General features: G+C 67.4%; 10 protein-coding genes. 8 read left to right on the top strand and 2 right to left on the bottom strand.

Translation table 11 applies throughout. The annotated features are described in order from the left end of the window. The 3 genes from Q8814_RS20445 to Q8814_RS20435 all read left to right on the top strand — a co-directional run. On the top strand, positions 1–469 hold a 469-nt coding region (locus Q8814_RS20445), incomplete at its 5' end, for an AMP-binding enzyme (protein ID WP_408015951.1). A gap of 149 nt (positions 470–618) precedes the next feature. After that, positions 619–1,920: a PucR family transcriptional regulator gene (locus Q8814_RS20440; protein WP_330153828.1), complete on the top strand. Its 1,302-nt coding sequence runs from the start codon at positions 619–621 to the stop codon at positions 1,918–1,920. 78 nt (positions 1,921–1,998) lie between these two features. Continuing rightward, positions 1,999–3,621 (top strand): substrate-binding domain-containing protein, encoded by a 1,623-nt coding sequence (locus tag Q8814_RS20435; protein ID WP_330153827.1) that lies wholly within the window; start codon positions 1,999–2,001, stop codon positions 3,619–3,621. On the opposite strand, the gene Q8814_RS20430 is transcribed toward Q8814_RS20435, so the two are convergent. Both Q8814_RS20430 and dapD read right to left on the bottom strand, forming a co-directional pair. Further along, positions 3,590–4,921: an amino acid permease gene (locus Q8814_RS20430; RefSeq protein WP_408015952.1), complete on the bottom strand. Its 1,332-nt coding sequence runs from the start codon at positions 4,919–4,921 to the stop codon at positions 3,590–3,592. The two genes, Q8814_RS20435 and Q8814_RS20430, sit on opposite strands and share 32 nt — an antisense overlap. An 85-nt stretch (positions 4,922–5,006) precedes the next feature. Next, positions 5,007–5,960 (bottom strand): 2,3,4,5-tetrahydropyridine-2,6-dicarboxylate N-succinyltransferase, encoded by a 954-nt coding sequence (gene dapD, locus Q8814_RS20425; RefSeq protein WP_330153826.1) that lies wholly within the window; start codon positions 5,958–5,960, stop codon positions 5,007–5,009. A 100-nt stretch (positions 5,961–6,060) separates the two neighbouring features. Here dapD and dapE point away from each other — a divergent pair, with 100 nt between their 5' ends. The 5 genes from dapE to folP all read left to right on the top strand — a co-directional run. Next, a complete protein-coding gene (gene dapE, locus Q8814_RS20420) occupies positions 6,061–7,137 on the top strand; it encodes a succinyl-diaminopimelate desuccinylase (RefSeq protein ID WP_330153825.1) in 1,077 nt (358 codons plus the stop codon). A gap of 9 nt (positions 7,138–7,146) precedes the next feature. Continuing rightward, on the top strand, positions 7,147–7,977 hold the full coding sequence (locus Q8814_RS20415; protein ID WP_330153824.1) for an LOG family protein: 831 nt from the start codon (positions 7,147–7,149) through the stop codon (positions 7,975–7,977). Further along, on the top strand, positions 7,974–8,582 hold the full coding sequence (locus tag Q8814_RS20410) for an LOG family protein (RefSeq protein WP_330153823.1): 609 nt from the start codon (positions 7,974–7,976) through the stop codon (positions 8,580–8,582). Before Q8814_RS20415 ends, Q8814_RS20410 begins: the two co-directional genes overlap by 4 nt. A 63-nt stretch (positions 8,583–8,645) precedes the next feature. After that, the gene (locus Q8814_RS20405; protein WP_330153822.1) at positions 8,646–10,451 is read left to right on the top strand and encodes a long-chain-acyl-CoA synthetase; all 1,806 of its coding nucleotides are present in this window, start codon (positions 8,646–8,648) and stop codon (positions 10,449–10,451) included. Between the two features lie 19 nt (positions 10,452–10,470). Beyond that, on the top strand, positions 10,471–11,337 hold an 867-nt coding region (folP, locus tag Q8814_RS20400; protein WP_330153821.1), incomplete at its 3' end, for a dihydropteroate synthase.

The following is an 11,337-nucleotide window of genomic DNA, read 5'->3' as shown; positions in this document are numbered from 1 at the left end:
CGACGGCACGAGCATCGGTGTCCTCCAGGTGCGCGGCCCGATGCTGTTCGACGGTTATCTGGGGCGCCCGGATGCGACAGCGGCGGCGTGGACCGAAGACGGATGGTTCGTCACGGGCGATGTGGCGGTGATCGACCCGGACGGCTTCCATCGCATCGTCGGCCGCGAGTCCACCGATCTGATCAAGTCGGGCGGATTCCGTGTCGGCGCCGGCGAGATCGAGACGGTGTTGCTCGGGCATCCCGCGGTGCGGGAGGTGGCGGTCGTCGGGCTGCCGGACGAGGATCTCGGGCAGCGTATCGTCGCGTTCGTCGTACCGTTCCCGGACGGCCCCGAGATCGTCGAAGACGAACTGATAGACCTTGTCGCACAACAGTTGTCGGTGCACAAGCGTCCACGGGAGGTCAGAGTGGTCGATACCCTTCCCCGCAACGCCATGGGCAAGGTGCAGAAGAAGCGTTTGGGGTGATCCACAGTCCGGACGGGTAGGGAGTAGATTTTTTTCCTGTTACCTGTAATTTCAGAAAAATCTGTGGCAGGGGTTGCGTGTGTCACACTCCGAGGCGGATTGTCTACCGCAGGCTATGTGAAGGTACGACTTCGATGGGGGTTCGAGGCATGTCAGTGACGGATCAGATCCGGGTAACCGGGACCGTGCGAGGAAGCGATCGACCGACCGGCGATCTGCCCGTGTTCGTGGTGGACGGTAAGCCGGCATCGGTGCCGCTGCGAGATCTGCCCGCGGTAGCGCGCAGGCTCGTGGCGCATTTCGCGGAGAACGTGGCGCCCTGTTCGCTCAGGCCCGGAGAGTCGCTGCGCGGTGACGTCACCGAGGTGACGGTGCGATGCCTGCGCATCGCGATCCACCTGCTCGACGCGGGTGAACTGCCCTCGGACGCCGAGCTGGCCGACCTGCGCAGCAGTGCCGCGCAGTGGGCGCGCGCCGGCTTCCGGCTCGAGTACATGCTGCGCATCTATCACGAGGGCATCCGGCTCGGCTGGGAACTCGTCGCGGAACGGGCCCGGGAAGGCGACGTCGCGTCGGTTGCCGACGCGTCACGTCTGTGGATGGCGTTGCTCGAGCGCGTCACCGTCGCCGCAACCACCGGTTTCGTCGCCGAGCTCGAAGCCATCCGCCGAGAGCGCGATGTCGCCGCGCAGGAACTGGTGGCCGCGTTGCTCAGCGGGCAGGACGCCGAGTCCGTCGCGCGGCGGTCGGGACTGGAACTGGCCGACGGGTACACGGTGCTCGCTCTGGCCCTCGGACGTCATCCCGACGAGAGGAACCCGCACGTACGCCCGGAGGTGGTGGCACGCCGTACCCTGCGTCGAGCCGAGGGTGAGCTCGAATCACTCTGCGAGGGGCGGCATCTGGCTCTTCTCGGCCCCGAGGGCGGTACGGTTCTGCTTCCGGGCTCGGTGAGCACCGAGGCCGTGGAGGATCTGCGCACGAAGATCGAGTCGGTGGCGGGGGTGTCGGTCACGGTCGCGCTCGTCCACGCTGTCGTGCCGGAGGTACCGGCCGCCGCGAAACAGGCTCACGAACTGCTCGATCTGGTGCGTCAGCTCGGCCGTCCCGTGGGGGCGTACGGCATGCAGAATCTCGCCCTCGAATACCAGCTGACCAGGCCGGGTCCCGCCCGCCGTCACCTCGCCCGGTTGCTCGAGCCGCTGGACGACGCTCCCGAACTCGTCGAGACCCTCGAAACCCACATCGCGAACGACCTGAGCAGGCAGCTCACCGCGCGTGCGCTGCACGTGCATGCCAACACCGTCGACTATCGCCTCAAGCGGGTCTCCCAGCTCACCGGGTTCGATCCGACACGCCCGTCGGGACTGCGCCAGCTGCAGGCCGCGTTGATCGCCCGCCGACTGGAAGGACTCGGAACCGACAGGAACGCCATGCGTACCCAGTCGTAACAATTTCGATTCCCAATCGATACCCTGTGGCGTAGTTCACAATAGTTATGTCGGCCGAGGCCGCAGGGGAGGGGTCGCATGACGGGCGGATCCGGTGAGGCAGTACGCGGTCATCGACGGTCGGGGCAGGGTCGGTACGTAATCGCCGGATTGGTCGTAGCGCTCGTCGCCGTCGGTGTTGCCGCATTCGCCGCGACGAACTCGCAGGAGTGCGCCGAGACCGACGAGTACACCGTCGCCGTCGCGCCCGGACTCGAACCGGCTCTGTCCGAGGTGCTCGGACGAGCCGACACCGGGTGCTACCGCTACACCGTGACCGCCGACGAACCGGGCGACGTCGCCGCGCGGCTCGGCAAGGGAACCGAGGCACCGGATCTGTGGATCCCCGAGGGCGGCTGGTGGGCGCCGCGGGCCGCGGCCACCGCGAAAGGTCCGGTACGGACGATCTCGGTGCCCGTGGCCACATCCCCGGTGGTGCTCGTCGCCGCGCCCGGTCGGGGTCCGCTCGTGCCGAACTGGAGGTCCGCGCTGGCCCTGCGCGGACTCGATCCCGGCAATCCGCTGCGGACAGGTGCGGCCGCGGCCGCGATCAGGGCGGCGCTCGCCGAGACGGCCGACGACCCTGTCGCCGTCGGCACCGTCCGGACGGTGATGGCACCGCTCGCACAGAAGGAGAGCGCGCGTAGCGGCGAGCCCCCGACCGGACCGGCGATGCTCGACGCGATCGTGTCGAGCGCGAGTCTCGGAGTCGCCACCGAGCAGCAGGCGCAGTCGTACATCCGCACCAGGGAACGGGATCTCGACGTGACGGTCCCCGACAACGGCAGTCTGCTGCTGGACTATTCGGTGGTGGCCACCGCACCGGATCCGGAACGTCACGCACGAGCCACGGTCGCAGGAACGGCTCTCGCCGATGTGTTGCACACCGCCGACGCGCGCGAGGTCCTGTCGAGGCACGGGTTTCGCGATCCCGCCGGCCAGCCGCTGCCCGACGGTCGGGGAGTGGGCCCGATCCCTGTGCTGAGCCTGCAGGACGAGCAACTCGCACAGGAGGCTCTCGCAGCGTGGACGATGATGGCTCTGCCGGTCCGTACCCTGTTCGCGCTGGACGTGTCGGAATCCATGCATGCGCGCACCGACGGAAAGACCCGCGTCGACCTCATCGAACAGGCGGCGGTCGCCGCGAACGGCCTCTTCCCCGACAGTGTCGCCGCTGGGCTGTGGGCGTTCTCGGAAGACCTGGGCGGACCGAGCCGGGACCATGTCGAGGTCGTGCCGATCCGGCGCTTCGACACCGTCGTCGACGGGCGCACGCAGCGGGAGATCCTGATGTCGCTGTCGGACGCGACGAGCGAACTCGTGGGCAGCGGAACCGCGCTGTACGACACGACTCTCGCGGCGTTCCGGAAAATGCAGGACACCTACGATCCGCGGTCGATCAACAGCGTGGTGCTCCTGACCGACGGACGGGACGACGATCCCAACGGCATATCGAAGGAATACCTGCTCGACACCCTTGCCGCTGAGCGTGATCCGGCGCGCCCGGTGGTGATCGTTCCCATCGGCATCTCCGACGACGCCGACGCCGAAACCCTGGCCGAGATCGCTGCCGCGACCGGGGGCACGAGCTACCTCGCGAGCGATCCGGACGATCTGGTCGAGGTGTTCGTCAACGCGCTTGCGGATCGGACGCGACGCTGACGTCGCGGTGTCGTCGCTGCCACACCACACCGATCGCGGTGATCAGGACGAACAGACCGAAGGTCGATGCCAGCTGCAGGCGCGCAGCGGTATCGGAGAGCATCAGGACGATGAAGGCCACCAGCATCGCCAGGGTCACCCAGCTCAGATAGGGGAAAGCCCACATCCGGATCTTGAGGCTGCCCTCGCGTTCGAACCGGCGCCGCAGTCGCAGATGTGCCACCACGATGAAGATCCAGATGGCCAGCAGTGCGGAGCCGACCGCGTTGAGCAGGATGCCCAGAATCGCGTCGGGAAGAGCCCAGTTCAGCAGAACACTGACGAAACCGAAGAACACCGACAGCAGCACGGCATTGCGGGGCACCCCGTGGTGTGTGAGCCTGCTCAGGAATGTGGGACCGTCGCCGCCGCGCGCCAGCGAATACGCCATCCGGGAGGTGCCGTACACGTTCGCGTTGAACGCGGACAGCAGCGCGATCACGACCACGAGTTCCATGAATCCGGAGACGTACGGTATGCCGGCGACGTCGAGCACCGCGACGAACGGTGAATCCTCGCCACCGGCGGTGGTCCAGGGAAGCACGAGCACCATGATCGCGATCGAGCCCAGATAGAACAGGGTGATGCGCCAGACGACCGTGCGGACGGCCGTGGCGATGGACCGTTCGGGGTCGTTCGATTCGGCGGCGGCGATGGTGACGATCTCGATGCCGCCGAACGCGAAGGCCACGGCCAGCAGCCCTGCCGCGATCCCGGCGATCCCGTTCGGCGCGAAGCCGTCACCGTCGCCGAAGAGATGGGTGGTGCCCACGGGCTCGGTGCCGGGAAGGAGCCCGAAGACCAGCAGCACACCGATGACGAGGAAACCGATGATGACGGCGACCTTGAGTGCGGCGAACCAGAACTCGAACTCACCGAAGTTCGCGACCCGGGCCAGGTTGACCACCGCGAAGAAGCTGACGAACACCAGGGCGACAACCCATTGCGGTACGCCGGGCAGCCAGGACTGGACGATCGCGGAGGCGCCGGTGATCTCGACACCGAGCACCATGATCAACATGAACCAGTAGAGCCAGCCCATCGTGAATCCGGCCCAGCGGCCGATGCCCATGCGGGCGTAGTGCGAGAACGAACCGCTCACGGGGAGCGCCGCGCCCATCTCGCCGAGCATCCGCATCACGAAGATGATCATGATGCCGGCGAGCAGGTACGACACGATGACCGCCGGACCGGCCGCGCGGATACCGACGCCGGAGCCGAGGAACAGCCCCGCCCCGATCGCCGAACCGAGTCCCATCATCGTCAGATGACGAACCTTGAGGCCGCTACCGAGATGGTCGATGTCGGCCGAGGTGTTCACGGGGTCGCTCACGTGGGAATCGCAGTCAGTCGTTGGCGTGCAGGGCAGCGTTCAATTCGACGCCGCTGCCCCTGTTGGGCACGACCTCGACGGCGCCGCTCACCGAGTTGCGGCGCAGCATCAGATTCGAGGCACCGCTGAGGGTCTTGGCCTTGACGACAGTGCCGTCGGGTCCGGTGACCTTGGTACCGGCGGTGACGTACAGACCCGCCTCGACGATGCAGTCGTCGCCGAGCGAGATACCGACACCGGCGTTCGCGCCGAGCAGGCAGCGCTTGCCGATGGAGATGACCTCCTTGCCGCCGCCGGAAAGGGTTCCCATGATGGAGGCCCCACCGCCCACGTCGGAACCGTCGTCGACGACGACACCCGCGGAGATCCGCCCCTCGACCATGGAATTGCCGAGCGTGCCGGCGTTGAAGTTGACGAAGCCCTCGTGCATCACGGTGGTGCCGGAGGCCAGATGTGCGCCCAGACGGACCCGGTCGGCGTCGGCGATGCGCACACCCGACGGCACCACGTAGTCGACCATGCGCGGGAACTTGTCCACGCCGTAGACGGTCACGACGCCGCGAATACGCAGCCGTGAGCGGACGGTCTCGAAGCCTTCGACGGCGCACGGGCCGTAGTTGGTCCACACCACGTTGGCGAGCAGACCGAAGATGCCGTCGACGTTCAGGCCGTGCGGCTGCACGAGGCGGTGCGACAGCAGGTGCAGACGCAGGTAGGCGTCGTGCGCATCGACCGGAGGCTTCGACAGGTCGGCCACCGTGGTCCGAACCACCACCTGGTTCACGTCGCGGGCCTCATCGGTGCCGGCGAGCAGAGCCAGATCCGACGGGATGTCGGTACCCCCCAGGCGCGAAGTGCCGGTTTCCGCGAAATCCCCCAGCTCGGGAGCCGGGTACCAGGTGTCGAGGACGGTACCGTCTGCCGCGATGTTCGCGATGCCTACTGCTGATGCTCCGTGTGCACTCACGGTCGAGAAGAGTACGCGAGCGCCACGGCAGCCTGTGTGGGCCCTGTGAAAAACTCCGTGGGGATCCTGGGAAAACCGCCCGGTTCCGTATCGTTTGCGTATGCCCGCACCGCGCCTGAACCTGCATTCCGACCCGATCGACCTGACCGCCGCGCTGGTCGACATCCCGAGCGTCTCCCAGGACGAATCACAGATCGCCGACGCAGTCGAGGTCGCCCTGCGCGAGCAGACCGACGGGTTCGAGGTGATCCGCAGCGGCAACGCCGTGCTCGCTCGGACCAACCGGGGCCTGGGCAGCCGGGTGATGCTCGCGGGACACCTGGACACGGTGCCGATCGCGGACAACGTGCCGTCCCGCCGTGACGGCGACCTGCTGTGGGGCTGCGGCACCGCGGACATGAAGTCCGGCGACGCGGTGTTCCTGCACCTCGCGGCAACCATCTCCGACCCCGCGCACGATCTGACACTCGTGTTCTACGACTGCGAGGAGATCGCCGCGCACTACAACGGACTCGGACGCATCGAGACGGAACTTCGCGACTGGCTCGACGCGGACGTGGCGATCCTCGGCGAGCCGACGGCCGGGCAGATCGAAGCGGGCTGCCAGGGCACATTGCGCGTGCGGATCGCCGCATCGGGAGTGCGCGCCCACTCGGCGCGCTCATGGCTCGGCGACAACGCCATCCACAAGCTCGCTCCCGTCCTGGACCGGTTGGCGCGGTACGAAGCCCGCTCGGTGGACATCGACGGATGCGTCTACCGGGAAGGTCTGTCGGCGGTGCGTATCGGCGGAGGGGTCGCGGGCAACGTAGTGCCCGACGCGGCCGATCTCGATGTGAACTTCCGGTTCGCGCCGGACCGCAGTCCCGATGCGGCACTCGCACACGTGAAAGAGGTCTTCGACGGCCTCGACGTCACCATGGAACTCACCGACATGTCGCCGGGGGCGTTGCCCGGCCTGTCGAATCCGGCCGCGGCGTCGTTGGTCGCCGCGGCCGGCGGCAACTTCCGCGCCAAGTACGGCTGGACCGACGTCTCGCGTTTCGCGGCGCTCGGCATCCCCGCCGTCAATTACGGTCCCGGCGACCCGAACCTCGCGCACAAGCGGGACGAACACGTCGAGGTCCGGCAGATCACCGACGTGACCGCGGTGCTCCGCGCATACCTCACCCGATAGCGTGATCGGATGATCAGCGACTCCGGATCCGGCTCCGAGAAGCGGCACGCCGGTGACGACGGGCGACGCTCCCGGGACGACGTGGTGCATCGCGGGCCTGTGCAGTTGCGCGGCGAACGTGCGCTCGAGAGCACCACGATGGATCAGCGCCTGCTGGATCGCCGTGGCCCCACCGATTGGGTGCACACCGACCCGTGGCGAGTGCTGCGTATCCAGAGCGAGTTCGTCGAAGGATTCGGCGCCCTCGCCGAGGTGCCCAGGGCGGTGGCGGTATTCGGGTCGGCGCGCACCCCGCTCGACGACCCGCAGTACGAGGATGCGCGGGCGCTCGGTGCGGCGCTCGCCGAGGCGGGCTACGCCGTGATCACCGGTGGTGGACCGGGTGCGATGGAAGCCGCGAACCGCGGAGCCAGCGAGACGGGCGGCTTCTCGATCGGACTGGGTATCGAGTTGCCGTTCGAGCAGTCCCTCAACGAATGGGTCGATCTGGGACTGAACTTTCGGTACTTCTTCGCGCGCAAGACGATGTTCGTGAAGTATTCGCAGGCGTTCGTCTGTATGCCGGGTGGTTTCGGCACCCTCGACGAACTGTTCGAGGCGATGACTCTCGTGCAGACCGGCAAGATCACCCGGTTCCCGATCGTGCTGTACGGGTCCGAGTACTGGTCGGGACTACTGGATTGGCTGCGTAGCGCGATGGTCCGCGAAGGCAAGATCTCTCCGGCGGACTTCGACCTGCTGACGGTGGCCGACAGCGCCGAGGACGCCGTGCGGATCATCGTCGAAGCGCATCGCGGCGAGGACGAGGACGAACTCTACGGCGAGGAGACACCCTGGTGAGTGTGCAACCGGATGGACCGATCTCCGTATGCGTGTACTGCGCATCCGGCCCGGTAGGTCAGCCCTACCTCGATCTTGCGGCGGACGTGGGAGCCGAAATCGGGCGTCGAGGTTGGCAGTTGATCTCGGGCGGCGGCAACGTGTCGATGATGGGTGCGATCGCGGACGCGGCGCGCGCGGCCGGCGCGCACACCGTCGGTGTCATTCCCAAAGCGCTCGTGCATCGCGAAGTCGCGGACGTCGATGCGGACGAGTTGATCGTTACCGACACGATGCGTGAACGTAAGCGCATCATGGAGGATAGAGCGGACGCTTTCATCACGTTGCCCGGTGGGATCGGCACCCTGGAGGAGTTGTTCGAGACATGGACCGCGGGATACCTCGGCATGCACGACAAACCGGTTGTGCTTCTCGATCCCGGCGGGCACTATGCGGGATTGCTCGCGTGGCTCGAGTCGATGGTGGACACCGGCTTCGTGGCTCGTCGCGCGCTCGACGGCCTGCAGGTCACCGACGATATCGCGGACGCGCTGGACCGGTGTCGCGCACCGCAGCGCCCAGGACCGGATCACCCGTCCACAGGCTCGTTGTCTGCTCTTCGGTAGGTTCCGCGCGGTGCGATTCACCCGACCGACCACTCCGCCGACGCCGTCCGTGAGGATTCTGTTGTGAATACACCCGACTCGCCCGAACGTACCGACTCCACCGAGCACGGGTCGACCGTCTCGCTGCTGGGTCTGGCCACGCAACTGCCGAGGATGTTGCCCGACATCCCCAGCCTGCTGCGCGGCGCGCTCGGAATGACCCGCAAGCCCCAGGCCCGCGAAACCATCGGCTCGGTCTTCCAGGGGCTCGCCGAAGAGCAACCGGACCGTCCGTTCCTGCGGTTCGAGGGCGACTCCCTCAGCTACGGCGACGCGAATGCACAGGTCAACCGGTATGCGGCGGTGCTGACGGCGCAGGGCGTGGGTGTCGGCGACGTCGTCGGCATTCTCATGTCCAACCGGCCGGAGGCACTGCTCCTCGCGCTGGCCACCGTCAAGCTCGGTGCGGCGGCCGGCATGCTCAACCACAACCAGCGGGGCGAGGTTCTCGCGCACAGCCTTTCCCTGCTCGACAGCCGGGTACTCGTCGTCGACGAGGAGTGCGAAGAGGCCATCGATTCGCTGGACGGACCGCCGCAAGCGGAGACGGTGCTGCGCATCGACGAACTCGACACGCTCGCCACCCAGGCGGATTCCGCGAATCCCGCTGTCACCGAACGACTCCGGGCCACCGAGACGGCGTATTTCATCTTCACTTCGGGCACTACCGGTCTGCCCAAGGCCAGTCGCATGTCGCATTTCCGGTGGCTCAAATCCATGTCCGGCCTCGGCAGTCTCGGGGTCCGGCTGCGCCGTGACGACACCCTGTACTGTTGCCTGCCGCTCTACCACAACAACGCGCTGACGGTGGCACTGTCGTCGGTGCTCGGAGCGGGCGCGACGCTGGCTCTCGGCCGGAAATTCTCCGCGTCCGGCTTCTGGTCCGACGCGGAACGCAACGGTGCGACCGCCTTCATCTACATCGGCGAGATCTGCCGGTACCTCCTCAATCAACCGGAACGTCCCGACGACCGGGACCACGGCATCCGCGTGATGGTCGGCAACGGACTGCGCGCCGAGATCTGGGACGAATTCACCGAACGGTTCGGCATCGACCGCGTCGCCGAGTTCTACGGCGCGAGCGAATGCAACATCGCGTTCATCAACGCTCTCAACCAGCCGCGCACGGCGGGGATCTGTCCCCTGCCGTACGCGGTGGTCGACTACGACCCCGAGACCGGACAGCCACGCCGGCACGACGACGGGCGCCTACGCCGTGTGCAGCGGGGTGAGATCGGCCTGCTGCTCGCAAAGATCACCTCTCGGGCGCCGTTCGACGGCTACACCGATCCCGAAGCGACCGAGGCGAAACTCGTCCGCGACGCGTTCTCCGACGGCGACGTGTGGTTCGACACCGGCGACCTCGTCCGCTCTCAGGGCTACATGCACGTGGCGTTCGTCGACCGGCTCGGCGACACGTTCCGCTGGAAGGGCGAGAACGTCGCCACCACCCAGGTCGAGGGTGCGATCGGCTCGCACCCGGCGATCTCGGAGGCCGTCGTCTACGGCGTCGAGGTCCCCGGCACCGACGGTCGTGCCGGAATGGCGGCCGTGACGCTGCACGAGAGCGCGGAGTTCGACGGTGCGCATCTTGCCGAGGAACTGCACAGGGCGCTGCCCGAGTACGCGGTGCCCCTGTTCGTGCGGGTGATGGACGAACTCGAGCACACCACGACCTTCAAGAGCCTCAAGGTGGATCTGCGCAAGCAGGGCTACACGGACGTGGGCTCGGACACTCTGTACGTCCTGGCGAGCCGCACGGAAGGCTACCGCCGCGTCTTCGACGGGTACGTCGACGCGGTCACGCGTGGTGAATTGCCGAAAGCCTGAGCGTGTCAGGATGGAGCCCATGAGCGGCTCCGCCCCCGACGTTTCCGAACACCTCCGCCGGACGGGCGGCGACACCGTGCAGCCCCCGGGCCCTGTGCTGCCCACACTGTGCGGACGCGCGGTCCCGACGGACCGCGCGCTGGTGATGGCAATCGTCAACCGGACCCCGGATTCGTTCTACGACCGCGGTGCGACGTTCTCGGACGACGCGGCTCTCGCCGCAGTGGATCGTGCGGTCGCCGAAGGCGCGGATCTCGTCGACATCGGTGGGGTCAAGGCCGGGCCCGGCGACGTCGTCGACGCGGCCGAGGAGACCCGCCGAGTCGTGCCGTTCGTGGCGGCGATCCGCGATCGGTATCCGGATGTACTGATCAGCGTGGACACGTGGCGCAGTGAGGTGGCGCGCCGTGCGGTCGCCGAGGGCGCAGACCTGATCAACGACACGTGGGCGGGCGCCGACCCCCGGCTCGTCGAAGTCGCGGCCGAAACGAGGTCGGGGATCGTCTGCTCGCATACCGGGGGCGCTGTTCCCCGCACGCGACCGCACCGCGTGCGGTACGCCGACGTCGTCGCCGAGGTGACGGCCGAGGTGGTCGCCGCAGCCGAGAACGCCGCCCGCGTGGGCGTCGCGACCGACTCGATACTCATCGACCCGACCCACGATTTCGGAAAGAACACCTATCACGGGCTCGCCTTGTTGCGGGACGTGGACATTCTTGTAAAAACCGGGTGGCCGGTGCTGATGGCGCTGAGCAACAAGGACTTCGTGGGCGAGACTTTGGGGGTAGAACTCGCCGATCGGTTGGAGGGCACCTTGGCAGCGACAGCATTGGCCGCAGCGGCGGGCGCGAGGATGTTCCGGGTACACGAGGTCGCGGCCACCCGC

Source organism: Rhodococcus chondri (genome assembly GCF_036327435.1).
Classification (GTDB): domain Bacteria; phylum Actinomycetota; class Actinomycetes; order Mycobacteriales; family Mycobacteriaceae; genus Rhodococcus; species Rhodococcus chondri.
Note: the sequence above shows the minus strand (reverse complement) of the source record. Positions and strands in the feature narration are given on the sequence as shown.

What these genes read in the sequence shown, in the direction of transcription:
- Q8814_RS20440 (WP_330153828.1), top strand. Translation starts at nt 619, where the DNA reads ATGTCAGTGACGGATCAGATCCGGGTAACCGGGACCGTGCGAGGAAGC.
- Q8814_RS20435 (WP_330153827.1), top strand. Translation starts at nt 1,999, where the DNA reads ATGACGGGCGGATCCGGTGAGGCAGTACGCGGTCATCGACGGTCGGGG.
- Q8814_RS20430 (WP_408015952.1), bottom strand. Translation starts at nt 4,921, where the DNA reads ATGATGGGACTCGGTTCGGCGATCGGGGCGGGGCTGTTCCTCGGCTCC.
- dapE (WP_330153825.1), top strand. Translation starts at nt 6,061, where the DNA reads ATGCCCGCACCGCGCCTGAACCTGCATTCCGACCCGATCGACCTGACC.
- Q8814_RS20415 (WP_330153824.1), top strand. Translation starts at nt 7,147, where the DNA reads ATGATCAGCGACTCCGGATCCGGCTCCGAGAAGCGGCACGCCGGTGAC.